Consider the following 25,867-nt stretch of genomic DNA (forward strand, 5'->3'; position numbering starts at 1 on the left):
CCCCCGCTCGCTTGCCCGTCGCGGCGCGCGACCTGGCTCAGCCCAGGTCGATCGGGTCTACGCGGATACGTACCGGCCCGCCAGCGCGACGTGCCGACCGCACCCCTGCGGCGGCGCGCAGCGCCGTCGCCAGCCCGAGCCCGGCCCCGCGGGGTACCCTCACGATCGCCTGGACCAGCTCGGGGTCGTCTGCTGTATCTGCGCTGGCCGCCGCTGGCGCCGGCCCGAGTACCTCGGCAAGCGCGGGTAGCTCGGTCAGGGACATCAGCTCCGACACGTCGGTCGCCGCCCCACGAAGCTCGGCCACCCGGGCCGCCGGCGGGAAGTGCAGCTCACCGCGCTCGGCGAGCTCACGAACCGCGAACCCGGCCGGGTCCCACCGCACCAGCGCCTGCACGGCCGGCGCCGACGGATCAGCCACCACCACGATCTCACCACCGCCAGACTCCGGGCGCACCAGTGCCGCGGCCCGCAACCAGCGCCGCAATGCCTCCTCCGAAGCCCGGAGCCCTGGCCGGTTCAGCAACGAGGTGCCGTCGAGCAGCAGTGCGGCCGCGTACCCTCCGTCGGCCACCGGCTCGGCTCCGTGGGTGGCGACCACTAGTGCCGGCTGGTCGCCTACCTCGTCACGCACCCCGCTGGGTTCGGCTGCAGGGTCAGCCTCTGCGACCTCGCGTGCTTTCGTTTGCCGGGCCTCACCCCGGGACAGCACCACCGGAACCCCGGGGAACGCCCGCCCTAACTCCTCCGCCGTTCGCCGCACACCAACCACAGCGGCGCGGAGCCGCTCGTGCCCGCACTGGGGGCACCGCCAGGCCGGATTCTCCCGTCCACACCGCTCACATGCCGGCATGCTGCCGGCACCTCTCAGACGCAGCCCTCCGCCACACTCTCCACAGAACCCCGGAGCCCGGCATCGTGCGCACGCCACGGCGGGCACATAACCCGCCCGGGCCACCTGCACCAGGACCGGGCCCCGCTCCAGTCCGGCGCGCGCCGTCCGCCAGGCCAGCGACGGCAGCCGGGCCGAACGTGCCGCCTCGTCGCGCCGCTGCTCGTAATAGTCGCCGACGGTGTGCACTTTCGGAGCACGCTGCCGAGTGGCCGCGCGATCCAGCTCTACGGCACGTGCCCAGCCGGTATCCAACAGCAGCTGTGCTTCGGCGCTACGGGAATACCCGCCCACCAGTGCCGCCGCCGCACCGAGGTGGGCGCGGAGCAACAGCACCTCGCGCACGTGTGGGTACGGCGAACGCGGTTCGGCATGCAGATCGTCGCCGTCGTCCCAGACGGCAACCAAACCGAGGTCAGCGACTGGTGCGAACGCCGCCGACCGGGTCCCGATGACCGCGGACACCGAACCGCGCAGCACCCGCAACCAACGCCGGTAGCGTTCGGCCGGCCCGGAGTCCGCGCCGAGCACGACGTGGTGCCCCTCCCCCATCAGCTTCCCGATCGCAGCGTCCAGGCGGTTCACGTCTCGTGCGTCCGGAAGGACGACGACGGCGCCGCGCCCGGCTGACAAGGTGGCGCCCACCGCCCGAGCCAGCAGGTCGGCCCAGTCGGCCGCCGGGCCTGGATTCCACACCACCCGTGGTGGTGTTTCCGGCGCCGTGATGCCTGCCAGAGCGTCCAGCAGTGCGGCACCGTGCACGTGTGCCTGCCACCCGCCTGGGTCCGGGCGATCCGGGCGGGCCACCGCCGGCGGGCTGGCCTTCTTCTCAGTGGCGGCGTGGCGCGGCGGGATGGCCAGGCGGAGGACGTCGGGCATGGTGCCCGCATAACGGTCGGCGACGGCCCTGGCAAGCCGCGCGATGTCCGCGGTCAGCACCGGCTCAGCAGAGACCACTCGGCGCAGCGGGGCCAGCTTGCCGGCGTGCTCGCTGGATTCCGCCCGCTCGAGGATGAAACCGTCATGGTCGGCGCCGGCGAATCTGATCCGCACCCGGGCGCCCGGCACCGCCTTGTCGGCCATCGTGGCAGGAACCACATAGTCGAAGGGCCGGTCGAGATGCGGCAGGCCGATGTCGACGATCACCCTGGCGACCGGGTTGTGCTCGGCGGCGGGCGGGTGCGGCCGCGCCTTGGCCTGCTTGGGCGCGGGCGCACCAGCCAGGGCCAGCTGCCCGTTCTGCCCGTGGTCGCTCACCTGACGTTTCTACCGCACGGTAGCCGGCGAACGTCGGGCGGCCACGTCACAGATCTCACGCAGGCACCGATCAGCGAACGAGCACCGGGACGCGGTGGATGACGTTGTTGGCCATCCCCTGGACGTTCCACGGCTCCTCGACCGGTTGAACGTTACCGGCGGCGTCGGTGGCTCTAGCACACAAGGTGTGCCGTCCCGGCTCGCCGGCTTCCCACGTCCAACGCCAGGCGCGCCACGCATACGGCTCCGGGTCCGGGCCCAGCACCGCGTCGGCCCACGTCTGACCGGCGTCGGCACTCACCTCCACCCGCGTCACCGGCGCATGGCCGGACCACGCCCGCCCGGTCAGCTCGTGCACGCCTCGATCGACGATGCGGACCCGGGTCTGGAAGTCCGGGAAACCGGGCGGGCGCACCAGCGCACGCGGCTCGATCCGGGTGACGGGGACTCCCTCATCGTCCGCGGCCTGTTTGAGCCGGTAGGCATGGGCATTCTGGAAGCCGGTGAAGGCCGTGTCGATGACGTCGATCCGGACGAGCCACTTCACCTGCGTCATTCCGTACCAGCCCGGCACAATGAGCCGAACCGGTGCTCCGTGCTGCGGCGGCAGTGGCTGGCCGTTGACGGCGTAAGCCAGCAGGACGTCGTCACGCAACACCTCCTCCAGCGGAAGTGCACGCTGGTAGTCCTGCTCGATCCCGCGCTCGATGCCGTGGTCGGCACCGGTGAACACGACGTCGACAGCACTGCTGGCCACCCCCGCTCGACGTAGCAGCGGCGCAAGTGGCGTACCGGTCCAGTCAGCGGTGCCCACGGCCTCGTCCAGCCAAGGCTGGCTCACCGGTCGCGGTAGCAGCTTGGCACGGCCGTTGCCCGCACACTCGAGTGTCACCCGCTGAGTCACCTGCGGAAGTGCCTGCAGGGCGGCCAGATCCAGCTCCAGCGGGTGTTGCACGTGTCCGGCGATGTTCAGCCGCCATGACGGATGATCCAGGATCGGGATGTCGTAGTGCGTCAGCAGATAGTGCAGGCCCACCGGTGTGACGTCGTAATCCAGAGCCTCGAGCGGCATGCCGTGGTTGCGGGCCGCCAGCCGGAGTTCGTCCAGGGTGATGTCCTCGTCCGGATCGGCCACCCGCGCCGCCGAGCTCACCGGCAGATCGATATCTTCCGTCATGACCTCACCTCCGGTCCAGGATCAGCGACAGCCAATCGGCGCCCGCATCCGGGGCGCCGCTGGCTCAGCTGACGGCCGCCTTGAGTGCGTCCACCCGGTCGGTGCGTTCCCAGGTGAACTCTGGCAGTTCACGGCCGAAATGCCCGTACGCCGCGGTCTGCTGGTAGATGGGCCGCAGCAGGTCCAGGTCGCGGATGATCGCGGCGGGACGCAAGTCGAAGACGTCGCGGACCGCCTGCTCGATCCGTGACTCCGGTACCACAGCGGTGCCGAAGCACTCGACGAACAAGCCCACGGGCTCCGCCTTGCCGATCGCGTACGCGACCTGAATCTCGCAGCGCCTGGCCAGACCGGCCGCCACCACGTTCTTCGCCACCCAGCGCATGGCATATGCGGCAGAGCGGTCGACCTTCGAGGGATCCTTGCCGCTGAAGGCGCCACCGCCATGCCGGGCCATGCCGCCGTAGGTGTCGATGATGATCTTCCGTCCGGTGAGCCCGGCGTCGCCCATCGGGCCTCCGATCTCGAACCGGCCGGTGGGGTTGACCAGCAGCCGATGACCATCCGACGGCACGGAGAACTGTTCGAGCACCGGTTTGACGACATGCTCCAGCAGGTCCGGTGTCAGGAGTGTGTCAAGGTCGACATGGGGAGCGTGCTGCGTGGACAAGACAATGGTCTCGACGCGCAGCGGCCGGTCACCTTCGTACTCGATGGTGACTTGTGTTTTCCCATCCGGGCGCAGATACGGCAGCGCACCGCTCTTGCGGACCGAGGCCAGACGGTTGGCCAGGCGATGAGCCATGCTGATGGGCAACGGCATCAGCTCGGGAGTTTCGTCGCTGGCGTAGCCGAACATCAGCCCTTGGTCGCCCGCGCCCTGCCGGTCCAGGGGGTCCTCGTCGCCCTCGACCCGGCTTTCGTAGGCGACGTCCACGCCCTGCGCGATATCGGGTGACTGAGATCCCAGAGCGACGTTGACGCCGCATGATGCGCCGTCGAAACCCTTCGCCGACGAGTCGTAACCGATACCCAGCACGGTCTGACGCACGATGTCCGGGATATCCACATACGTTGCCGTAGTGACCTCACCCGCGACGTGGACCTGGCCAGTGGTCACCATGGTCTCCACCGCGACCCGGCTGGCGCGATCATGCATGAGCATGGCATCGAGCACGGCATCGCTGATCTGATCACAGATCTTGTCCGGATGCCCTTCCGTCACGGACTCCGATGTGAACAGTCTCGCGGTCATGTGCACCCTCCCGTGTCGTCACGCCGATACTACGGCTTGAGACGGGCCGCGATGTGGTCGAGGACGACGTGGGCAAGGGCCGATTTCGGCCCGAACGGGACCTCGGTCGACGTGCCGTCCCGGCCAAGGATGAACGCTTGGTTCTGATCGGACTCGAAGCCGCGGTCGAGGCCGACCTCGTTGACCACGAGTAGGTCGCAGCCTTTGGACTCCAGTTTCGCCCGGCCGTAGTCGAGGACCGCACCGCCGGCATCTCCGGTCTCGGCGGCGAATCCCACGATGATCTGCTCGGGCCGTGAGCGCCGGCGGGTCAGTTCGGCGAGGATGTCATCGGTTCGCTCGAGTTCGATGACCGGGGCGTCATCGGTTCCCGCGGTCTTCTTGATCTTGGCGTCGCTGACGGCCCGCGGCCGGAAATCCGCGACGGCCGCTGCCGCCACGACGGCGTCGGCGTCCGCGGACATCTTGAGGGTGGCCTCACGAAGTTCAGCCGCCGTACCGACCCTCACGATCTCGGCACCGGCGACGTCGTCGAGAACGACGTTGGCAGACAGCAAGGTCACCCGGGCGCCACGGGTGACCGCGGCTTGTGCCAGGGCGTACCCCTGGCGTCCGGAGGAACGGTTGCCGATGAAACGCACCGGGTCGATGGGTTCACGCGTGCCGCCAGCCGACACCACGACGTGCCGTCCGGAAAGGTCAGGTTGGCCGGTGCCGCGCTGCAGGACGTCAAGTGCTGCCGCGGCGATAGCACCGGGCTCTGGGAGACGGCCCTTGCCGGAATCAGCACCGGTCAGACGCCCGGCAGCCGGTTCGAGCACGACGGCGCCACGCGAGCGCAAGGTCGCGACGTTGGCCGTCGTGGCCGGGTTCTCCCACATCTCGGTGTGCATGGCCGGCGCGTACATCACCGGGCAACGTGCGGTCAGCAACGTAGATGTCAGCAAATCGTCGGCTCGGCCGGTGGCTGCACGAGCCATGAGATCAGCTGTGGCCGGCACGACGAGCACCAGGTCAGCGGTTTGACCCAGGGCAACATGTGGCACCTCGTGGACGTCGTCGAAGACGTCCGCCGTCGCCGGCTGACCGGATAGCGCGGCCCACGTCGCCGCGCCGACGAATTTGAGCGCGGACTCGGTGGGAATGACGCGGACGTCATGGCCATTCTCAGTCAGCCGGCGCAGCACGTCACATGCCTTGTACGCCGCGATACCGCCGCTGACGCCTAGGAGCACCCGGTAACGGGTGCGGCCTGATTCGGTCCGGGGATCCGGCCGATCTCCGGCCGCAGGCTTCATTCCTGCTCAGGCTCAGCGGTGGCGGCGAAGTCGGCCGCCGTCACGCCCGACGCGGGGAGGTCCGTCGCGCCAGCGGATGCCGGCGTCTCGGATACCAACTCGGCCGGGTCGACTTCTTCGGCGGTCAGCAGGCCGGCGTCGATCTCGCGCAGCGCGATCGACAGTGGCTTCTCCTGTACACGGGTCTCGACGAGCGGGCCGACGTACTCAAGCAGGCCTTCGCCGAGCTGCGAGTAGTAGGCGTTGATCTGGCGAGCCCGCTTGGCAGCGTAGATGACCAGGCCGTACTTCGAATCGGTCTTGGACAGGAGGTCGTCGATGGGCGGGTTGGTGATGCCCTCCGAGACGCCTTTGGTTCCAGACACGCTAATGCCTCCGGGCAGGACTAGGGGATGAACCCATTAATGCTACCAAGTCTTGGCAGACTGTGCCGATATCGGTGTTGACGAGGGTGGTGTCGAACTCGGATTCGGCCGCGAGCTCTTCCCGGGCGGTAGCCAACCGGCGCTCACGCTCTTCTTCGGTTTCGGTTCCCCGGCCCACCAAGCGACGGACTAACTCGTCCCAGCTCGGCGGGGCCAGGAAGACGAAGAACGCTTCCGGCATACTTTCTCGAACCTGGCGGGCGCCCTGCAGGTCAACCTCGATCAACACGGGTTTCCCGGCGTCGAGTGCTTCTTCTACCGCCGCCCGAGGCGTGCCGTACTTCGCCTTCTGGTGGACCACTGCCCATTCGAGAAACTCACCTCGCCGGATCTTCTCGTCGAACGTGGAGTCGTCGACGAAGAAGTACGGCGAACCGTCGACCTCACCTGCCCGGATGGACCGGGTTGTGACACTCGGAGCTATGGCCAGTTCGGGATGCTCGGCACGCAGCCGACGCATGACCGTGGTCTTGCCCACCGCCGTCGGCCCCGACAGCACCAACACTCTTCGGGAACTCCCCGGGGCCTCGTCACTCGCGCCTGAACCTCCGCTTGGGTCGCGGGACTCCGCATCCCGACGGACAACGTCGTTTTCAGTCACCACACATCTCCCGTGCGATTCCTGTCTCCGTCTGGCCATTCCGGATGCGGATGCCCCGCACGCTGACCCAGCTCGGGTATAGGCACGAACTCTTAGGCGGTTGCGGCAAGCCCAGGCTCAACCGCTGAAGCGCTCGTTGAGTGCGGCGATCTGGTTGGCACCGAGGCCACGGACGCGACGTGTCTCAGCGATGCCGATCTCTTCCATGATCTGACGAGCGCGGACCTTGCCGACGCCGGGCAGCGACTCGAGCAAGGCCGAGACCTTCATCTTGCCGATGACCTCGTTGGACTCGCCTTCTTTCAGAATGTCGCTGAGCTTGGCGCCAGCGTTCTTGAGCCGGTTCTTGACTTCGGCCCTCTCCCGGCGGGCCTCAGCGGCCTTCTCAAGAGCGGCCGCGCGCTGTTCAGGAGTCAAGTTTGGGAGCGCCACGAGCGGGTCACCTCTGTTGTGTCGGATCGGATAACGGACGAACAACTGGAACCTAGCGGCTGAACCACCAGGTCAGCAACGTGATCCACCGTACCCGCCTGCAAAAATTCTGCACGCACCGACACCCCGTTTCGCCTCACGTGTCGCGTCAAGGCCTGCGCCGCGATCTGAAAAACTAGATCGATAACTTGCTGACCTCGTCATTTATTGACCTCGCAGCCTTTTGCAGGTCAGCCGGATCCGGTCCGGCTCCTAGGATTGAACGCGACACGGACGGCAGAACCAGCGGTATCGCCGGTCCGAACACCTCGGCCAGATCGCCCACTGAGGCCCCCTGAGCGCCCACACCGGGCGCCAGCAGCGGCCCGTTGATCCGCAGATCCACGCCTTCGGCGTCGAGTGTCGCACCGAATACACATCCGATGCTGCCCATCGGCGCCGCCCCGGCGTTCGCCGCCCGCACATGATCGAGAACAGTGTCGGCGACACTCCGCCCATCCGGCCCGTGAGCGTTCTGCACCTCGCTGCCTTCCGGGTTCGACGTCCGGGCGAGGACAAATACCCCGTTTCCATGTGCCAGGGCAGTGTCGATCAGCGGCCGCAACGACTCGAATCCTAGGTAGGGCGACGCCGTGACAGCGTCCGAACACAGTGGAGACGACGGATTCAGGTACGCGTCGGCATAGGCCTGCACGGTAGAGCCGATATCGCCCCGCTTCGCATCCATGAGCACCAGCGCTCCGGCGGAACGGGCCTCGGCGATGACCCGCTCCAACACCGCGATTCCCCGGGATCCGTGCCGCTCGAAGAACGCCGACTGTGGCTTCAGCACCGCGACTTCGCCGGCCAGCGCCTCCACGACGGTCCGGCTGAATCGCTCCACCCCGGAGGCGTCGTCGGGCAGGCCCCACTGCTGGAGCAGACTCGCGTGTGGGTCGATGCCGACGCACAGAGCCCCACGCTCCCGCATCGCGCCGTGCAACCGCTCCCCAAACGTGCTCACCATGCTCGAACCACCTCTCCAACCTGCTCTGTTGTGAAGTCTCCCCAGACCAACCGGCACGTAAAGGCGGAGGGAAAGAGACGCCGTTCAAGGTTCGGTCGGGCATCGGCATCACCACCATGCTCGAACCACCCCGTCCAGCCAGCACGCCGCCCATCCATGGGCACTAATGACGCGAAGTCTCCCCAGACCAACCGGCACCCAAAGGCGGTGGGAGGGAGACGCCGTTCAAGGTTCGGTCGGGCATCGGCGAGCGAGGAACGAGCGAGTCCGCGGGCGGGAACGGCGTCTCCCTCCCACCGCCGGAAACCAACCCGACCACAGTGAGACATCACACCGCCATAAGCCCGGCGAGTTCACGCTGAACCCTCACCGGCCATAGCGGTCCACCGTAGATGAAGCCGGTGTAGGCCTGGACGAGTGTCGCGCCGGCCTGGAGCCGCTCATAGACGTCTCGGGCCGTCTCGATGCCTCCGACCGAGATCAGTACCGGCCGCGGCTTGTCTGGCTCCTCGTCGAACCGGGTGGTCAGCAGGAGCAAGACTTCGAGTGCCCGTTTGCTCAGCACAGGGCCGGACAACCCGCCTGCGCCGGCGGCGTCGATCTCCTCGGCCGACGACGAGAGGCCGTCGCGTGACACGGTCGTGTTCGCGGCGACCACGCCGTCCAGACCGAGTTCCAGAGCAAGATCGGCCACGGCCACGACGTCGTCGTCGCTGAGATCGGGGGCGATCTTCACGAGCAGCGGCACCCGGCGGGTGGTCACGGCGTCGGCTTGGCTCCGTACGGCCCGCAACAGCGGTCGTAGCCGCTCGACTGCCTGCATGTCCCGCAAACCCGGGGTGTTCGGCGAGCTGACGTTGACCACCAGGTAATCGGCGTAGGGGGCGAGCAGCCGGGTGCTGGCCTCGTAGTCGGCGATCGCCTCGCCTTCCGGCACCACCTTGGTCTTGCCGATGTTGACCCCGACGATCACCGGCAGCGAACGACGCCGGCGACGCCGCCTGGCCAGGCGGGCTGCCACGGCGGCGGCGCCGTCGTTGTTGAAGCCCATCCGGTTGATGATCGCGCGGTCGCGCACCAGGCGGAACAGCCGCGGGCGGGGGTTGCCCGGTTGGGCTTGCCCCGTGACAGTGCCGACTTCGACGAAAGCGAAACCCATCGCCCCGAGCGCGTCGATGCCCACGGCGTTCTTGTCGAACCCGGCGGCGAGCCCGAGGCGGCCGGGAAAGTGCAGTCCGAAGACTTCGACGGCCTGTTCCCGCTGACTCGTGGCGAGCTGCCTGAACACCATCCGGCGCACGGCGGCCCGAGCACCAGGCACACCCGCCGCCGTACGCATGCCGGTCATCGCCCAGTGATGGACGGTTTCGGCGTCTGTCCTGGACAGCACCGATTCGAACAGGCGCTGGTACAACGTCACGTCTCGGCCCCCGTCGCCGCGCCGGCGGTGAGCGTCGTGGCCCACGATTGCAGGGAACGGACCTCGATCCGGCCGGCCAGCGATCCTTCGATGCCTTGGACGGCGGCGGCGAGGCCTTGGACGGTGGTGATGCAGGGGATGTTGGCTTGGATGGCGGCGGTGCGGATTTCGTAGCCGTCGGCGCGTGGGTTGCCGGCGGTGGTGGCTCCTGTGGGGGTGTTGATGATGAGGTTGACGTCGCCGTTGAGGATTCGGCCGATGATGGTGGGGGTGCCGTCGGGTTCGTGGCCGGTCCAGCGTTTGCGGACGATTTCGGCGTTGACGCCGTTGCGGCGGAGCACGTCGGCGGTGCCGGCGGTGGCGATGATGGTGAATCCGAGGTCGGCGAGGCGTTTGACGGGGAAGATCATGTGTCGTTTGTCGCGGTTGGCCAGTGAGACGAACACGGTCCCCGAGGTGGGTAGTGGACCGAACGCCGCGACCTGGGATTTGGCGAATGCGGCGCCGAAGAGGTGGTCGATGCCCATGACCTCGCCGGTGGAACGCATCTCCGGTCCGAGCAGGGTGTCGACGGTGCGCCCGTCCGGGGTGCGGAACCGGTTGAACGGCATCACGGCCTCTTTGACCGCGACGGGGGCATCGACCGGCCAGTCGACGCCGTCACCAGCGGCGGGGAGGATGCCCTCGGCCCGCAGCTGCGCCACGCTGGCACCGAGCATGATCCGGGCGGCCGCCTTCGCCAGGGGCACCGCGGTCGCCTTCGACACGAACGGCACCGTCCGCGAGGCCCGCGGGTTGGCCTCCAGCACGTACAGCACGTCGCCTGCGAGGGCATACTGCACGTTCAACAGCCCTTTGACCCCGACGCCTTTCGCGATGGCTTCGGTGGAGGCGCGGATGCGCAGCAGCTCGTCACGCCCGAGGGTGGTGGGCGGCAGCGCGCACGCGGAGTCACCGGAGTGGATCCCGGCCTCCTCGATGTGTTCCATCACCCCGCCCAGGTAGAGCTCTTCGCCGTCGAAGAGAGCGTCCACGTCGATCTCGACGGCGTCGTCGAGGAACCGGTCGACCAGGACGGGGTGCTCCGGCGAGGCTTCGGTGGCGCGGGAGATGTAGTCCGACAGCGACGCTTCGTCGTACACGATCTCCATCCCGCGCCCGCCGAGCACGTAGGAGGGCCGCACGAGTACCGGGTAGCCGACGTCGGCGGCGACCTGCTTGGCTTCGTCGTAGGACGAGGCCATGCCATGCTTCGGGGCAGGAAGCCCGGCCGCGTGCAGCACCCGGCCGAACGCGCCGCGTTCCTCGGCCAGATCGATCGCCGCGGGCGAGGTGCCCACAATGGGCACCCCAGCCTGCTCCAACGCCTTGGCGAGCCCGAGGGGGGTCTGCCCGCCCAGCTGCACGATGACGCCGGCCACCGGCCCGGCCTGGGACTCGGCGTGCACAACCTCCAGCACGTCCTCGAGGGTGAGCGGTTCGAAGTAGAGCCGGTCCGAGGTGTCGTAATCGGTCGACACCGTCTCCGGGTTGCAGTTCACCATCACGGTTTCGTAGCCGGCATCGTGCAACGCCATCGCCGCATGAACACACGAGTAGTCGAACTCGATGCCCTGCCCGATCCGGTTCGGCCCGGACCCGAGGATGATCACCGCGGGCTTCTCCCGTGGCATTACTTCGGTTTCTTCGTCGTACGACGAGTAGTGGTACGGCGTCGTCGCGGCGAACTCGGCCGCGCAGGTGTCCACCGTCTTGAACACCGGCCGGATCCCGAGCGTCTCACGCACGCCCCGGATCACATCAGCCGTTGACGCCCGCAACCGCGCGATCTGCGGATCGGAGAAACCGTGGCGCTTGGCCAACCTGAGCAGCTCCGGGGTGATGTGCTCCACCCGGGCGACCTCGTCAGCGACCTCACACAACAACTGCAACTGATCCAGGAACCACGGATCGATCCTCGTGGCCTCGAACAGCTGATCCACCGACGCGCCGGCCCGCAACGCCAAGACCACGTCGCGCAGCCGGCCGTCATACGGCCGCGCCACCTGACGCAGCAACTCACCACGATCACCGGGCTCGGAGGCGAAATCGAACTCCGAGCCCGCCTTGTCGATCGAACGCATCGCCTTCTGCAACGCCTCGGTGAAGTTCCGGCCGATCGCCATCGCCTCACCCACACTCTTCATATGGGTCGTCAGCGTGGTGTCAGCCGCGGGAAACTTCTCGAACGCGAACCGGGGCACCTTCACCACCACGTAATCCAGCGTGGGCTCGAACGACGCCGGCGTCTCCCCAGTAATGTCGTTCGGAATCTCATCCAACGTGTAACCCAACGCGACCTTCGCGGCGATCTTCGCGATCGGGAACCCCGTCGCCTTACTGGCCAACGCACTAGAACGCGACACCCGGGGATTCATCTCGATGATGATGATCCGCCCACTAGCCGGGTCGACCGCGAACTGGATATTGCATCCACCCGTGTCGACCCCCACCGCACGGATCACCTCGATCGCCTGATCACGCATCACCTGATACTCACGATCGGTCAGCGTCATCGCCGGCGCCACCGTCACCGAATCGCCGGTGTGCACACCCATCGGATCGACGTTCTCGATCGAGCAGACGATCACCACGTTGTCCGCCCGGTCACGCATGACCTCCAGCTCATACTCCTTCCACCCGAGGATCGACTCCTCCAGGAGCACCTCGGTGGTCGGAGACAACGACAAACCGGAACCGGCGATGCGCTGCAGATCATCCTCGTCGAAAGCCATCCCCGACCCGGCGCCACCCATCGTGAACGACGGACGCACCACCACCGGGTAACCCAGCTCCTCAACCGCCTTCAGGCACTCATCCATCGAGTGACAGATCGCCGAGCGAGCCGTCTCACCCCCAATATCAGCAACGATGCGCTTGAACGACTCACGGTTCTCCCCCCGCTGAATCGCATCGATCGACGCCCCGATCAACTCCACACCATGACGCTCCAGAACCCCCGCCTCATGCAACGCCATCGCCGCATTCAACGCCGTCTGCCCACCCAACGTCGCCAACAACGCGTCCGGGCGCTCAACCTCGATCACCCGCTCCACGAACTCTGGCGTGATCGGCTCCACATACGTCGCATCCGCGATATCCGGATCCGTCATAATCGTCGCCGGGTTGCTGTTCACCAGGATCACCCGCAGGCCCTCAGCCTTCAGCACCCGGCACGCCTGCGTCCCCGAATAATCGAACTCACACGCCTGCCCGATCACAATCGGCCCAGAACCAATCACCAACACACTCGAAATATCGTCTCTGCGCGGCATCAGGCATCCCCTTGCATCAAATCGACGAAACGGTCGAACAGGTAGGCCGCATCATGCGGTCCCGCAGCCGCCTCCGGGTGGTATTGAACCGAGAACGCTTTGAGGGCACCTGCGCTATCCCGGAGTTCGAGTCCTTCGACGACGTTGTCGTTCAGGCACACGTGGCTGACCGCGGCCCGGCCGAACGGTGTGTCCGTGGCCCGCTCGAGCGGCGCGTCGACGGCGAATCCGTGGTTGTGCGCGGTGACTTCGACCTTGCCGGTGCCCCGATCCTGGACCGGCTGGTTGATGCCCCGGTGCCCGTACCCGAGTTTGTACGTGCCGAAGCCCAGCGCCCGCCCGAACACCTGGTTACCGAAGCAGATGCCGAAGAACGGCAGCTCGCGTTCCAGCGCGCCGCGCAGCACATCGCGCGGTCCGTCGGCCGTCGCGGGGTCGCCGGGGCCATTGGAGAGAAACAATCCGTCGGGGCGCACCGCCAGCACGTCGTCCAGCGAGGCCGTCGCCGGCAGCACGTGGACCTCGATACCGCGCTCGGCCATCCGGCGCGGCGTCATGGTTTTGATGCCCAGATCCAATGCGGCGACGGTGAACCGGCGCTCACCGTCGGCCGGCACCACGTAAGGCTCATCGGTGGACACCGCCGCGGCAAGATCGGCCCCGGACATGGGCGGGCTGGCCAGCACCCGTTCACGAAGCGCCGCGACGTCGGTCTCGGTGGTGGAGATCCCGACTCGCATGGCTCCGCGTTCACGCAGGTGGCGCGTGAGCGCACGAGTATCGATCCCGCTGATCCCGACCACGCCCTGGGCCGACAGTTCGTCCTCGAGGCTGCGCTGCGCACGCCAGGACGACGCCCGGCGGGCAGGATCCCGGACCACGTAACCGGCCACCCAGATCCGCGTGGATTCAGGATCGTCGTCATTGACGCCGGTGTTGCCGATATGCGGCGCGGTTTGGACAACCACTTGCTGGTAGTAGGACGGATCGGTCAGCGTCTCCTGGTAACCGGTCATGCCGGTTGAGAAGACCGCCTCGCCGAACGTCTCACCAGGCGCACCGTACGATTCGCCACGAAACGCCCGGCCGTCTTCGAGCACGAGCAGCGCGGAGGCGCGAGTCATCATCAAATCCTTCTCTCTTCGTCCTGCTGCGGTACAGCTCATTCCGCAGCTCGATGCGCGCCCAGGGACGCCACGGCGGGTTGCAGCCGGGTGAGGTCACTCTGCTGATGCGGACGCAGAGCGGTGTCGAGCTCATATCCGCCGTGAACCCAGGTGATGATCAGGTACTCCGGCCGGCGGACCGCTTTACCCGCGGCCGCCCGGTCGATCCGCACGGCACGCAACGCCGCCGCCGGAATCGACAGAGCCGGCTCGGAGGAGCGCTCGATGGTCGCCCCAGCCTCGGTCACCGTGATGGAGGCGGCGCCTCGTCGGCCGAGTCCGTGGGCCACGACGCGGTCGAGCCAGTCTCCGGACGTCGTGGTGCCGAGGTACGTACCGGCGACCGGGCCGAAGACCGACTCGGCCGGCGGCAGCTCGCGGGGCGGCTCGGGCAGATCCCGATGCCGGGAGGCACGCCGCCGCCACCCGCGCCACATCAACAGGTACGAACCGACCAGCACCAGGGCAAGAATCAGCACGGCCAGTACGGTTCTCACAGCCACCTCTCGTCTGTCTTGCCGGTCATGCCAGCGCCCCGTTCTCGACCGTTGGGCGGCCGCGCAAGAACGTCGCCACGACGCCCCCTGGAAGCTTCATGCCCTCGAATGGATTGTTGCGCGACAGCGACGCGGACGCAGCCGAATCGATGGTGCGGGTGGCAGCCGGGTCGATGAGCACGACGTTCGCGGGCTCGCCGACGGCCAAGGGGCGGCCTTGAGCGGACGGACCCGTGTCGCAGCGACCAATACGCGCCGGCGCGAGCGACATCCGGTCGGCCACGCCGGCCCAGTCCAGCAGTCCGGTGTCGACCATGGTGTGCTGGACCACCGACAGAGCTGTTTCGAGGCCGAGCATGCCGAACGCCGCGGCGTCCCACTCACATTCTTTGTCTTCCACCGGATGCGGCGCGTGGTCGGTGGCCACGATGTCGATCGTGCCGTCGGCCAGCCCTTCGCGCACGGCGGCGACGTCGTCGGCCGAACGCAGCGGCGGATTCACTTTGTACCGGGCGTCGTAAGTGGCGACCAGTTCCTCGGTGAGCAACAGGTGGTGCGGCGTGACCTCGGCGGTGACCGGCAGCCCACGAGCCTTGGCCAGCCGGACGATCTCGACCGAACCTTTCGTGGACAGGTGGCAGATGTGCAGGCGCGAGCCGACGTGAGCCGCCAGCAGCACGTCCCGGGCGATGATCGATTCTTCGGCCACACATGGCCAGCCCCGGAGACCGAGCTGGCCGGAGAGCCGGCTCTCGTTCATCTGGGCGCCCTCGGTGAGCCGTGGCTCCTGGGCATGCTGGGCCACGACTCCGTCGAACGCCTTGACGTACTCCAGTGCCCGCCGCATCAGGACCGCGTCGGACACACAATGACCGTCGTCGGAGAAGACCCGGACCCCGGCGGCGGAGTCGGCCATGGCGCCGATCTCGGCCATCCGCTCCCCCGCCAGGCCGACCGTGACCGCGCCGACCGGACGCACGTCGGCATGTCCGGCCTCGCGCCCGAGACGCCACACCTGCTCCACCACACCGGCGGTGTCCGCCACGGGGTCGGTGTTGGCCATCGCGTGCACGGCGGTGAAGCCGCCCAACGCCGCCGCGCGGGTTCCTGAGCTCACGGTTTCGGCGTCTTCACGTCCGGGCTCGCGCAGATGGGTATGCAGGTCTACCAGCCCGGGCAGCGCGACGAGCCCGTCGGCATCGATGTTGCGCGCCCCCGGGCTCTGGACGCCGGGCCCCATCTCGGCGATGATCCCGTCACGCAGCAGCAGGTCCGTGGTGTCGCCACCCAGGATCCGCGCACCCTTGATCAGGACGGTCGGGTTCTTGCTCATGCGACAGCCTCCTGCGCGTCCGCGCTGTTCTCGTCCGCTCCGGCGAGCATCAGGTAGAGCACGGCCATCCGGACGTGCACGCCGTTGGATACTTGCTCGACGATCACCGATCGCGCGTCGTCCGCGACATCGGCGGTGATCTCCATGCCGCGGTTCATCGGCCCGGGGTGCATCACGATGGCCGAATCCGGCATCAGGCCGAAGCGCCGGGCGTCGAGCCCGTAGCGCCGGCTGTACTCACGGGCGGAAGGGAAGAAGGCGGCGTTCATCCGTTCCCTCTGCACGCGCAACATCATCACGGCGTCGGCGTCCGGTAGCACCGAGTCGAGGTCGTACGACATCTCGCCCGGCCACTGCTCAACCCCGACCGGAAGCAGGGTGGGCGGAGCGACCAGAATCACCTCGGCTCCGAGGGTCGCCAGCAGCGACACGTTGCTGCGTGCCACCCGGCTGTGCAGCACGTCACCGACGATGACGATCCGGCGCCCCTCGAGGTCGCCGATGTGACGGCGCATGGTGAAGGCATCGAGCAGCGCCTGAGTGGGATGTTCGTGAGTACCGTCGCCGGCGTTGAGCACATGCGCGTCGATCCAGCCGGACGTGGCCAGCCGGTACGGTGCCCCGCTTGACGAATGCCGCACGACGACGCCGTCGGCCCCCATCGCGGCGAGTGTCAGAGCCGTGTCCTTGAGGCTTTCGCCCTTGGAGACGCTGGAGCCCTTGGCGGAGAAGTTGACGACGTCGGCAGACAGCCGTTTGGCGGCCAGCTCGAAGGACGTTCTGGTGCGGGTGGAATCTTCGAAGAAGAGGTTGACGACTGTGCGCCCGCGCAGCGCCGGCAACTTTTTCACCGACCGGCCGGATGTGAGCCGAGCCATTTCCTCCGCGGTGTCGAGGATGAGGTTGGCATCAGTGCGGGAGAGGTCCGCGGTGGACAGCAAGTGGCGGATCATCGTGCCCCCTCGACCGTGACGGGATGGTCAGTGGCCCCTGGCGTCTCTCCCAGCAGGACGGCGTCGCGGCCGTCGACCTCGTCGAGGAGGACCTTCACGCTCTCGCGAGTGGACGTCGGGAGGTTCTTGCCGACGTGGTCGGCTCTGATGGGCAACTGCCGGTGCCCGCGATCGACGAGGACCGCCAGCCGGACCGCGTGCGGCCTGCCGATGTCGTCCAGCGCGGTCAATGCGGCCCGGATGGTGCGCCCGGAGTACAGGACGTCGTCGACGAGCACCACGACCTTGCCATCCACACCACCGGGTGGGATATCAGTGGGTTCCAAGGCGCGGGCGGGACGCAACCGGAGGTCGTCCCGGTACATGGTGACATCGAGCGCGCCGACCGGTACGTCGATGTTGTCGACGTCGGAGATGCGCGCCGCCAGCCTGCGACCGAGTGGGACGCCACGAGAAGGAATACCCAGCACCACCAGATCGGTCGCGCCCTTGTTGCGCTCCACGACCTCGTGGGCCATGCGGGACAGAGCCCGCGCGATTTCGTCCTCACTGAGGACGGTCCGAAATTCGGACAAGTCTCTAGACATACGGATATGGACCCCCTTCCCCGCCTCACTGGACGGGATTTAAAGGACGCCGGTCTCGTTGAGAGTACCACCAGGCACCGCTTCGAACTGCTTCGGGGCGCCGCCAGGCGTTTCGCCAGTTGTGTCGGCGGCGTGCACCCGGGCGGGTTGGCGGGGCAACCGGAGATGGCGCCGCCACCACCTCCCCCGTGATCGTGAGCACATTTCCGCTGCTGTAGCGGTGCAGCAAGAATCCGCTCACGATCACAGGGGTGTGTTGTGTTCAGCGCAAGCGGGGATCGAAGGCGTCGCGGATCACGTCGCCCAGGACGATGAAGCTCAGCACCGTGACGCTGAGGAATATCGACGGATAGATCAGCAGATGCGGCGATATCTGGAAGTCGGTCTGCGCGTTCGACAGCTGCAATCCCCACGAGATCGCCGGCGCCTGAAGCCCGACGCCCAGGAACGTCAGCACTGCCTCGGTGACGATGAACGTGCCGATCAGAATGCTCGCCATCACGACCACCGGCGCGATCGCGTTCGGCAGAATGTGCCGTCGCACCAGGAACCAGCTGCTGGCCCCCAGGCCGCGCGCCGCGTGGACGTAGTCCATCTGCTTCACCGACATCACCGACGAGCGCATCAGCCGCGTCATGGTCGGCCACCCGAACAGGGCCAGGACCAGCGACACCGACCAGATGTTGCGCGTTCCGATACTGCTGAGCACCACGAGCGCGCCCAGGATGAACGGGAAACCGAAGAACACATCGGACATCCGTGAGATCAGCGCGTCGAGCCACTTGCCCTTGTACCCGGCGATGCTGCCCAGCAAAACCGCGATGACCAGCGAGAGCAGGGTCACCAGCACGCCGACACTGATCGAGGCTCGCGCACCGTGGATGACATTCGCGTAGACGTCACAGCCTTGCTTGTCGAACCCGAACGGGTGCCCGCTCGCGGGCCCTTCACCGCTGCGGCTCAGATCACACACCCGCGGGTTCGGGTTCCCGAACCAGCCGGCGAACAGATTGGGGAAGATCGCCATCACGATCATGATCAGCACCACGATGCCGCTGATCAGGAAGAGCGGGTTGCGTCGCAGGTCACGCCAGGCGTCGCCGCGCAACGTCGTACGTCCGACACCGGCCTCCTCGGTAGGCGGCTGCTCCGGGCCGGTGCCTGCGCCGCCCCCGTCCACGCGAACGTTCTCGTCTCGCCCGAGAAGGTGATCAGTCATGCCGGATCCTTGGATCGAGTACGCCGTAGAGGAGGTCGACGACGAAGTTGGCGACCAGGAAGATCAACACCAGCGCGGTGGCGACACCGACCACCACGGCACCCTCTTGCACCTGGATCGACCGGAAGAGCAACTGGCCGACGCCGGGGAGGTTGAAAATACCTTCGACGACGACCGCGCCGCCGAGCAGGAAGCCCAATTCCACACCGAGGAATGTCACCGCGGCGATCAGCGAGTTGCGCAGCACATGAACCGAGACCACCCGGCGCCGGCTCATACCCTTCGCGAAAGCGGCCCGGACATAGTCGGCGCGCAGGTTCTCCAGGACACTGACCCGCACGAGCCGCGCGACGGCAGCCATACCGAGGGCGGCCATGATGGCCGCCGGGAGAATGTAGCTGACCGGCCAGCCGTCCGAGACTCCGGAGACAGGGAAAACCCCGCCGTGGACACCGAGCAGCAGCTGGGCGGTGTATCCCAGCACGAAAATCGGGACGGAGATCACCGCGATCGTGAAGAACAAGATCGTGTAGTCCGGCCACCGGCCGCGCCGCAAGGCCGCCACCAGACCCAGCCCGATGCCGGCAACGATCTCGATCAGCCAGGCGGTCAGCGCCAGCCGGATGGTCACCGGCCAGCGCTGAGCCATCTGGTCGGCCACCGAGCGCCCGTTGAAGTCGGTGCCGAAGTCCCCCGTTAGCAGACCGGCCATGTACTTGGCGTACTGGATCAGCATCGGGTCGTTCAGGTTGTGCTGCTCGCGCATGGCGTTGATCACGCTCTCGGACAGCGGCCGGTCTCCGGCCATGGCGCGGATCGGGTCACCGGGCAAAGCCCACACGGCGACATAGATCAGTAGCGTCACACCGAAGAAGACAACCACCAGCTGAATCAGCCGCGAGGCGATGTACCGGCCCATTCCTGGGTCGTCAGTCCGTTGTGCCGGCCGCGTGCACGCTGGTCGCGAGGATGGCCGCGTACTGCACGGCGGCGAGTTTCCCCAGCGCGATCGGCTCGGACGACGTCACTGCCTCTGCCTCGGCCACCCAGCCATCGTAGATGTCCGACAGTTCGGCGTGCCGTTGCCGGATGACGGGGGTACCGTTCCCCGCTGCCAGCTCCGCCTCGAGGGCTCTGCGCAGCATCCCGCCGTATCGCAAGCGGAAGCAGTGCACCTGGTCGAGACAGCCGAATCGTTCGGCGCGCGTCGCCGGACGCGCGGCGCCGGGTTGGGCGGCCCGGTGGGCCTCCTGGCGGCCCAGCTGCTCGAACATAGGGACGAACGCTCGCGAGGCGCGGACGAACGGCGACCGGACCGACACATCCGGCTCGATCGCACGCAACGTCTCCCCCAGGATCCGGCCGAGCTCGTCCATGCCTTCGGCACGCCGCTTGAGGACGTCGGCGTAGATCTCGTCGCTCTCGCTGACGTCGTTGGCATCAGGATGCAGCCAGTAAGGCACCTCGGTCACGAGCGTGAGCGTGCCGTACTTCTCCGCATAGGCCGCACTCGATGCCCCGGCGTCCCATCGCGTCGGGTCGAGACCCGCGGACTCGGCGAAATCGTAGGCGTCCTCGCTGCGGCCCATGCCGAAGATCGCGTCGGCGTAGCGGGGCGTGTACGGCATCTCCGGCTCGCCGGTGTCGAGCGGCAGCTCCACTGCCGCCGCGATCGCGTGCAGCGGCTCGTAGAGTTGCGGTGCCGGACGGGACAAGTAGTAGTAGACGCCGCCGTGTTCGCCGTTGTGGAGTGAGCACATGAAAGCCGGCCGGACATCGTCGATGAGCCGCATGAGCGCGACGGTCTCCGGCATCATCCGGTCGAAATAGGCTCTCTTGTAGGAAAACGGGAACGTCCACTCCACCTGTTCGTCTGCCGCCGGGCGGTAGAAGTGCCGCGCGTAGTGCCCCCGGGTGAACGGGCCCGAGAACCAGCCTTCGTTGAGCCGCGCGCCGTCGGGATCGATGCATGGCACGATGTGCCAGGTGTAGCCCAGCTGCACGGCCAGCTCCGGCTCGTCCACCAACGTGCGGGCCAGGTGCAGCGCGGTGAGCGCACCGATTGGCTCGTTCGGGTGGACGCCGCCGAAGATCACCGCCTGGGCCGGCCCGGTACCGACGGTCAGCGCCTGTAGTGGCTCCCCCAGCCGCGATGTTCCGATGCGCCGCAGCGGGCGGCCCGCGCGGTCGGCGATCTCGGAGAACTCGCGGTTGAGTTCGTCAACCGAGGGGATAGTGGCGAACTCAGGGATACGCCGGAGCGCTTCCTGGCCGGCCCGGGCCGGGGTCATGGACACGATGCTGGCTTCTCCTTCAGACAGTTCTAGATGCCCTGGTCACGCGGAGCCGCCGCCTGCTCGACAGCGGTTCCGCGCCGACCTGTCAGTCGTTCACGACGACGTCGGTGAGCTCGATCTCGTCGAAGCCGATCGTCACGTTGGACACGTTCTCGCTGTGCGCGAAGTTGTATGTCGCATAGAACAGCGGCACGGCCGGGAAGTCCTCGAAGATCCGGGCCTCAGCCTGCTGGTACAGCTCTGCCGCTTCTTCCGACGTCGGTGCGGCGTCGGCTTCGAGGATGAGCTGATCGACATCGTCCTCGGCGTAACTGCCGGCTCCGGCCCGGCCGACGCCCATGGAGCTCCAGACCTCCGTCAGCTGGTTCTGCATGCTCGGATACAGCGATCCCCAGCCGCCGCGGAACATACCGGTGACGGTCTGCTCACTGAGGTCTTCGATGAACGCCGCGAAGCCCGGCTGGGTCTTGAGCTCGACGTCGTCGATCGCGTCCAGGTTCTGCCGGATCTGGTTGGCCAGCGCCTCGAAGGTCTGGTCGTAGCCGACACCGCCCGGATACCAGAGTTCGAGGCTGCCGTCCCAGCCGCCTGCCTCATCCATCAGCTCATTCGCGCGTTCGGGGTTGAACTCGCAGTACTCCCCGCACAGGCCCTCGGTGCCGCCGCCGATGACGTTGGCGCCGTGGAACGACGAAGCCGGGTGATAGACCCCGGCGAAGATCGCTTCGTTGACCTCTTCACGGTCGATGGCCATCGAGATCGCCTGCCGGATCCGGATGTCCTCGAATCGCTCGTCCCATAGCGGGAAACCGAGCCAGTCGAGGCGGACCGCCTGGAAGGGGATGAACCGGTCACCGAAGTCCTGCTCCACCTGACGCAGCTTCTCCTGAGGCACCGAGACGATGTCGACCACACCGCCCACGGCATCCGTGTACGCGGTGTTGAGGTCGCTGTAGATCCGGAAGACCAGCTCGTCGGCGTTGGGCTGCGGCCCCTGGTAGTCCTCGAACCGGGTCATTCTGATCTCGACGTCGTGTTCCCAGGCGCCGTCCATCTGGAACGGCCCGTTGCCCACTGGCGCCTCGTCGTAGGCATCCAAGTCCTCGAAGGCGACCTCAGGCAGGGCGTAGAAGCCCGGCAGCTTGAGTTTGAACGGGAACTGGCTGTCGGCGCTCTTGAGGGTCACCTCGAGCGTGGTTTCGTCGACGACGTTCACCCCGGACAACGTCTCAGCCTCAGGATCGCCATTCTCCGGGTTGAGCTCGTCGTATCCGACGACGTTGGAGAACTGGCCGTTATTGGCCCAGCCATTGGGAGCGTAGGCGGTGGCGTTCCACGCGTCGGCGTAGTTCTGCGCGGTGACGGGCTCGCCGTTGTGCCAGGTCCAGCCGTCCCTGATGGTGATGCGCCAGTGAACGTTGTCGTCGCTCTCGATCGACTCGGCCTGCAGCAGCGTCACCTCGCTGCTGTCGCCGAACTTCACCAGCGGCGCGAACAGGGCGCTGACCTCGTTGAAGGCCCCGGTCATCCGGTTGGGCGTGAGGTGGTCGGGCTCGTCGACGCCGACGGAGAAGCTCCCGCCGCCGGACGCAGCCGGGCCGGGATTGTCGTCATCGGAACCGCAGGCGCTCAACACCAGCACGGCTGCGACGATCAGGGCGGGCAGACCTCGCCACGAGCTCATGAAGTCTCCTTATTCGCGACTGGTATCACCTGGTTCAGCACCATCGTTGTGCATGAGACCACGGAGACGGCGCGGAAGCTGACGAGGCACGAACTTACTGTAGTAACGTAATTCTCGGAAGTTTCAATTTTAAATGAAACCTACTTGTTACCTAGGTTGCTTGGCCTTCACCGCCCACATACCGGACGATGTTCCAGTACCTGCTCCACAGAGCTCCACGGCATGCCTCCCGAACCACCAACCCAGCCGAGAACGAGGAGCAGGCACTGAGTAACAGCGAAAGGAATCCGATGGCGCAGTCCGACGACGTCACTGCCGGCACCCCACGCAACCTCGACGACGACCGGCGAGCCGAATACGCCGAAGAACTCGCCCTGATGTTCCCCCGCAGCGGATGGACCCGGATGCAGGCACGGGTCCTCAGTTACCTAATGCTCAGCACAGAGCCGTATGTTTCGTCGGCGGAACTCATCACCGCCCTGCGCGCCAGCGCCGGCTCGATCTCGGCTGCCACCCGCGCGCTCGCCGAGCCCGGCTTCATCCGGCAAGTGACTGTGCCCGGTGACCGCAGCCACTATTTCCGGGCAGAGGAGGACGTCTGGGGCAACTTCCTCGCCACCGAGCACCGCTACCTCACCCGCCGCGCCGAGACCGTCGAGAAGATCCTCACCGAGCTGGGACCGGACGACGAGCAAGCCCGCAAACGGCTGGAGAACATGCGCGACTACCACCACTGGCTCTACGACTTCCACCAGCAGATGCGCGACGCGTGGGAGGAATACAAGCGCCGGCGCGATACCGGGCAGGCAGCTGGCGGCTGAGCATTTCGGTCCTGCCCGTATACCGGCACGACGCCGGCGACGACTCCCCCGCCGAATGGCCGCAACGGCCCCCGCGCAGTTGGATCACGAGGAAGGATAACGACACGTGGCAACGACCATCGATGTGTCCCGGGTGTCCGAACCACCCGGCCGAGCGGAAAGTCCTCTGCTCGAGGTCGAAGACCTCCACGTCGAATTCCGGACCCGCGATGGCGTGGCCCAGGCGGTGAACGGCGTCTCGTACACCGTCGAGGCTGGTGAGACTCTCGCCGTACTCGGCGAATCCGGCTCCGGCAAGAGCGTGACCGCGCAGGCGATCATGGGGATCGTCGACACTCCGCCCGGGCACATCACCGGCGGAAGGGTCCGGTTCCGCGGGCAGGACATCTTCGCCCTGCCCGAAAACAAGCGCCAGTCGATCCGCGGACGAGAGATCGCCATGATCTTCCAGGATGCTCTCTCCGCACTCAACCCGGTTTTCCCGGTCGGGTGGCAGATCGCGGAGATGTTCCGCATCCACCAGGGAACGTCCCGCTCGGACGCCCGCAAACGCGCGATCGAGCTCATGGACCGGGTGCACATCCCAGCCGCCAGCAGCCGCGCACGTGACTACCCGCATCAGTTCTCCGGCGGCATGAGACAACGGATCATGATCGCCACCGCGATCGCCCTGGACCCCGCCGTCCTGATCGCCGACGAGCCGACCACGGCGCTCGACGTCACGGTGCAGGCACAGATCATGAAGCTGCTGCGGGAGCTCCAGCAGGACAGCGGCATGGGCTTGATCCTGATCACTCATGATCTCGGCGTCGTCGCCGACGTCGCGGACCGGATCGCCGTGATGTACACCGGGCGGATCGTTGAACACGCATCCGTCGATCAGATCTACCAGGCCCCCGCTCACCCGTACACGAGAGGACTTCTCGCGTCTATTCCACGGGTCGATCTCAAGGGGCGCGAACTCGCTGCCATCCGCGGGCTCCCGCCGAACCTGATGAACATCCCGCCCGGCTGCGCGTTCCATCCTCGGTGCTCGTCCGCCGAAGAACTGTGCCACCGCACCCGGCCGGCTCTGACCGAGGTCCGCCCCGGACGGTCGAGTGCCTGTCATTTCGCCTCGGAGGTCGTCGATGGCGCCCGGTGACACCATCCTGGAGGTCCGCGACCTGGCGAAGTACTACCCATTCAGCAAGGGCGGGCTGTTCAACCGGCGCACGGCAGCGATCCGCGCCGTAGACGGCGTCAGTTTCGATCTTCGCCAGGGCGAGACCCTCGGCGTCGTCGGTGAGTCCGGTTGTGGCAAATCGACGCTGGCGAAGTTGTTGATGCGGCTCGAGGAACCCACCCGAGGCGAGGCCCGGCTCAACGGGCAGAACATCTACGATCTCGGCGGCAAGGCACTACGGACCATGCGCCGCAACATCCAGATCGTCTTCCAGGACCCCTATACATCGCTCGACCCGCGCATGACCGTCGGCGACATCATCGGCGAACCGTTCGACATCCACCCTGAGGTGGAACCCAAGAAGGGCCGCCGGCGCCGGGTACAGGAACTCCTCGATGTGGTCGGTCTCAACCCGGAGCACATCAACCGTTATCCACACCAGTTCTCCGGCGGCCAGCGCCAGCGCATCGGCATCGCCCGCGGACTCGCGCTCCGCCCGGACATCATCATCTGCGACGAGCCGGTGTCCGCGCTCGACGTGTCAGTGCAGGCACAAGTGATGAACCTGCTGGCCGGCCTGCAGAACGAGTTCGGGCTCTCCTACATCTTCATCGCTCACGACCTGTCCGTCGTCCGGCACATCTCGGATCGGGTGGCGGTCATGTACCTCGGTAAGTTCGCTGAGATAGGCACCGACGAGGAAATCTACGAACAGCCCGCGCACCCATACACTCAGGCACTGCTGTCAGCCGCGCCCGTCCCGGACCCGTCGGTCCGGGGGCAACGCCAGGAGATCATCCTCGCCGGCGACCCGCCCAGCCCGGCGGATCCCCCCAGCGGTTGCCGGTTCCGCACCCGCTGCTGGAAGGCGACCCAGACGTGCGCCGACGAGGAACCACCCCTGAGGGTGCGCCCTGGCACCGCCCATCCGGTCGCCTGTCACCACGCCGAGGTCCGCGAAGACGTCGTGGTCCACCACACACCAGACTGACGATCCGCGGCACTTCAATACCGCCAGATGGCGATGTCGGCGCTCCTACGCGCGTTAACCCATCTGGCGGTATCGAA

Annotated in this window: 22 protein-coding genes; 3 read left to right on the plus strand and 19 right to left on the minus strand. The window is 67.0% G+C overall.

Annotated features, from left to right (window positions below; genetic code table 11):
• Positions 1-37: 37 nt before the first annotated feature.
• The 19 genes from F7O44_RS04680 to F7O44_RS04770 all read right to left on the minus strand — a co-directional run bounded on the left by F7O44_RS04680 (position 38) and on the right by F7O44_RS04770 (position 22,813).
• Entirely contained in the window at positions 38-2,149 is a 2,112-nt protein-coding gene (locus tag F7O44_RS04680) for a primosomal protein N' family DNA-binding protein (protein ID WP_162448957.1), read from the minus strand.
• A 70-nt stretch (positions 2,150-2,219) separates the two neighbouring features.
• Positions 2,220-3,326, minus strand: a complete 1,107-nt coding sequence (locus F7O44_RS04685) for a sulfite oxidase (RefSeq protein ID WP_162448958.1) — start codon at positions 3,324-3,326, stop codon at positions 2,220-2,222.
• A 64-nt stretch (positions 3,327-3,390) separates the two neighbouring features.
• Positions 3,391-4,581 carry a methionine adenosyltransferase gene (metK, locus tag F7O44_RS04690; protein WP_162448959.1) on the minus strand — a complete coding sequence of 397 codons (1,191 nt, stop codon included), beginning with the start codon at positions 4,579-4,581 and terminating at the stop codon, positions 3,391-3,393.
• Between the two features lie 29 nt (positions 4,582-4,610).
• The gene (coaBC, locus tag F7O44_RS04695; protein WP_162448960.1) at positions 4,611-5,879 is read right to left on the minus strand and encodes a bifunctional phosphopantothenoylcysteine decarboxylase/phosphopantothenate--cysteine ligase CoaBC; all 1,269 of its coding nucleotides are present in this window, start codon (positions 5,877-5,879) and stop codon (positions 4,611-4,613) included.
• Positions 5,876-6,244, minus strand: coding sequence for a DNA-directed RNA polymerase subunit omega (gene rpoZ, locus F7O44_RS04700; protein WP_343073808.1), 369 nt, complete (start codon positions 6,242-6,244; stop codon positions 5,876-5,878). Before rpoZ ends, coaBC begins: the two co-directional genes overlap by 4 nt.
• Position 6,245: 1 nt before the next feature.
• Positions 6,246-6,809: a guanylate kinase gene (gmk, locus tag F7O44_RS04705; protein ID WP_343073809.1), complete on the minus strand. Its 564-nt coding sequence runs from the start codon at positions 6,807-6,809 to the stop codon at positions 6,246-6,248.
• 213 nt (positions 6,810-7,022) lie between these two features.
• Positions 7,023-7,337: an integration host factor, actinobacterial type gene (gene mihF / locus F7O44_RS04710; protein ID WP_162448962.1), complete on the minus strand. Its 315-nt coding sequence runs from the start codon at positions 7,335-7,337 to the stop codon at positions 7,023-7,025.
• Positions 7,338-7,512: 175 nt separating this feature from the next.
• Positions 7,513-8,343, minus strand: a complete 831-nt coding sequence (pyrF, locus tag F7O44_RS04715; RefSeq protein ID WP_162448963.1) for an orotidine-5'-phosphate decarboxylase — start codon at positions 8,341-8,343, stop codon at positions 7,513-7,515.
• A 328-nt stretch (positions 8,344-8,671) separates the two neighbouring features.
• Positions 8,672-9,757 carry a quinone-dependent dihydroorotate dehydrogenase gene (locus F7O44_RS04720; RefSeq protein WP_162449349.1) on the minus strand — a complete coding sequence of 362 codons (1,086 nt, stop codon included), beginning with the start codon at positions 9,755-9,757 and terminating at the stop codon, positions 8,672-8,674.
• Positions 9,758-9,759: 2 nt separating this feature from the next.
• A complete protein-coding gene (gene carB / locus F7O44_RS04725; protein WP_162448964.1) occupies positions 9,760-13,077 on the minus strand; it encodes a carbamoyl-phosphate synthase large subunit in 3,318 nt (1,105 codons plus the stop codon).
• The gene (carA, locus tag F7O44_RS04730; RefSeq protein ID WP_162448965.1) at positions 13,077-14,204 is read right to left on the minus strand and encodes a glutamine-hydrolyzing carbamoyl-phosphate synthase small subunit; all 1,128 of its coding nucleotides are present in this window, start codon (positions 14,202-14,204) and stop codon (positions 13,077-13,079) included. Before carA ends, carB begins: the two co-directional genes overlap by 1 nt.
• 35 nt (positions 14,205-14,239) lie before the next feature.
• On the minus strand, positions 14,240-14,740 hold the full coding sequence (locus F7O44_RS04735; RefSeq protein WP_162448966.1) for a PH-like domain-containing protein: 501 nt from the start codon (positions 14,738-14,740) through the stop codon (positions 14,240-14,242).
• A gap of 25 nt (positions 14,741-14,765) precedes the next feature.
• A complete protein-coding gene (locus F7O44_RS04740; protein ID WP_162448967.1) occupies positions 14,766-16,073 on the minus strand; it encodes a dihydroorotase in 1,308 nt (435 codons plus the stop codon).
• Complete coding sequence (locus tag F7O44_RS04745) at positions 16,070-17,026, minus strand: aspartate carbamoyltransferase catalytic subunit (RefSeq protein WP_162448968.1); 957 nt, start codon at positions 17,024-17,026, stop codon at positions 16,070-16,072. Before F7O44_RS04745 ends, F7O44_RS04740 begins: the two co-directional genes overlap by 4 nt.
• Positions 17,023-17,613: a bifunctional pyr operon transcriptional regulator/uracil phosphoribosyltransferase PyrR gene (gene pyrR / locus F7O44_RS04750; protein ID WP_162448969.1), complete on the minus strand. Its 591-nt coding sequence runs from the start codon at positions 17,611-17,613 to the stop codon at positions 17,023-17,025. The genes F7O44_RS04745 and pyrR overlap by 4 nt, the downstream gene beginning before the upstream one ends.
• 262 nt (positions 17,614-17,875) lie before the next feature.
• Positions 17,876-18,832, minus strand: coding sequence for an ABC transporter permease (locus F7O44_RS04755; protein WP_162448970.1), 957 nt, complete (start codon positions 18,830-18,832; stop codon positions 17,876-17,878).
• Entirely contained in the window at positions 18,825-19,751 is a 927-nt protein-coding gene (locus tag F7O44_RS04760) for an ABC transporter permease (protein WP_162448971.1), read from the minus strand. The genes F7O44_RS04755 and F7O44_RS04760 overlap by 8 nt, the downstream gene beginning before the upstream one ends.
• A gap of 10 nt (positions 19,752-19,761) precedes the next feature.
• Entirely contained in the window at positions 19,762-21,123 is a 1,362-nt protein-coding gene (locus tag F7O44_RS04765; protein ID WP_162449350.1) for a M14 family zinc carboxypeptidase, read from the minus strand.
• A gap of 91 nt (positions 21,124-21,214) precedes the next feature.
• The gene (locus F7O44_RS04770; protein ID WP_162448972.1) at positions 21,215-22,813 is read right to left on the minus strand and encodes a peptide ABC transporter substrate-binding protein; all 1,599 of its coding nucleotides are present in this window, start codon (positions 22,811-22,813) and stop codon (positions 21,215-21,217) included.
• A 290-nt stretch (positions 22,814-23,103) separates the two neighbouring features.
• On the opposite strand from F7O44_RS04770, the gene F7O44_RS04775 reads away from it, so the two are divergent.
• The 3 genes from F7O44_RS04775 (at position 23,104) to F7O44_RS04785 (ending at position 25,790) form a co-directional block, all read left to right on the plus strand.
• A complete protein-coding gene (locus tag F7O44_RS04775) occupies positions 23,104-23,634 on the plus strand; it encodes a GbsR/MarR family transcriptional regulator (protein ID WP_162448973.1) in 531 nt (176 codons plus the stop codon).
• Between the two features lie 106 nt (positions 23,635-23,740).
• Positions 23,741-24,778 (plus strand): oligopeptide/dipeptide ABC transporter ATP-binding protein, encoded by a 1,038-nt coding sequence (locus F7O44_RS04780; RefSeq protein ID WP_174255878.1) that lies wholly within the window; start codon positions 23,741-23,743, stop codon positions 24,776-24,778.
• Positions 24,765-25,790: an ABC transporter ATP-binding protein gene (locus F7O44_RS04785; protein WP_162448974.1), complete on the plus strand. Its 1,026-nt coding sequence runs from the start codon at positions 24,765-24,767 to the stop codon at positions 25,788-25,790. Before F7O44_RS04780 ends, F7O44_RS04785 begins: the two co-directional genes overlap by 14 nt.
• The last annotated feature ends 77 nt before the right edge of the window (positions 25,791-25,867 follow it).

Source organism: Phytoactinopolyspora mesophila (genome assembly GCF_010122465.1).
Classification (GTDB): Bacteria; Actinomycetota; Actinomycetes; order Jiangellales; family Jiangellaceae; genus Phytoactinopolyspora; species Phytoactinopolyspora mesophila.

Coding starts and splice junctions, on each gene's coding strand:
- F7O44_RS04685 (WP_162448958.1), bottom strand. CDS start 3,326: ATGACGGAAGATATCGATCTGCCGGTGAGCTCGGCGGCGCGGGTGGCC.
- metK (WP_162448959.1), bottom strand. CDS start 4,581: ATGACCGCGAGACTGTTCACATCGGAGTCCGTGACGGAAGGGCATCCG.
- coaBC (WP_162448960.1), bottom strand. CDS start 5,879: ATGAAGCCTGCGGCCGGAGATCGGCCGGATCCCCGGACCGAATCAGGC.
- pyrF (WP_162448963.1), bottom strand. CDS start 8,343: ATGGTGAGCACGTTTGGGGAGCGGTTGCACGGCGCGATGCGGGAGCGT.
- carB (WP_162448964.1), bottom strand. CDS start 13,077: ATGCCGCGCAGAGACGATATTTCGAGTGTGTTGGTGATTGGTTCTGGG.
- carA (WP_162448965.1), bottom strand. CDS start 14,204: ATGATGACTCGCGCCTCCGCGCTGCTCGTGCTCGAAGACGGCCGGGCG.
- F7O44_RS04740 (WP_162448967.1), bottom strand. CDS start 16,073: ATGAGCAAGAACCCGACCGTCCTGATCAAGGGTGCGCGGATCCTGGGT.
- F7O44_RS04745 (WP_162448968.1), bottom strand. CDS start 17,026: ATGATCCGCCACTTGCTGTCCACCGCGGACCTCTCCCGCACTGATGCC.
- pyrR (WP_162448969.1), bottom strand. CDS start 17,613: ATGTCTAGAGACTTGTCCGAATTTCGGACCGTCCTCAGTGAGGACGAA.
- F7O44_RS04755 (WP_162448970.1), bottom strand. CDS start 18,832: ATGACTGATCACCTTCTCGGGCGAGACGAGAACGTTCGCGTGGACGGG.
- F7O44_RS04760 (WP_162448971.1), bottom strand. CDS start 19,751: ATGGGCCGGTACATCGCCTCGCGGCTGATTCAGCTGGTGGTTGTCTTC.
- F7O44_RS04765 (WP_162449350.1), bottom strand. CDS start 21,123: ATGACCCCGGCCCGGGCCGGCCAGGAAGCGCTCCGGCGTATCCCTGAG.
- F7O44_RS04770 (WP_162448972.1), bottom strand. CDS start 22,813: ATGAGCTCGTGGCGAGGTCTGCCCGCCCTGATCGTCGCAGCCGTGCTG.
- F7O44_RS04775 (WP_162448973.1), top strand. CDS start 23,104: ATGGCGCAGTCCGACGACGTCACTGCCGGCACCCCACGCAACCTCGAC.
- F7O44_RS04785 (WP_162448974.1), top strand. CDS start 24,765: ATGGCGCCCGGTGACACCATCCTGGAGGTCCGCGACCTGGCGAAGTAC.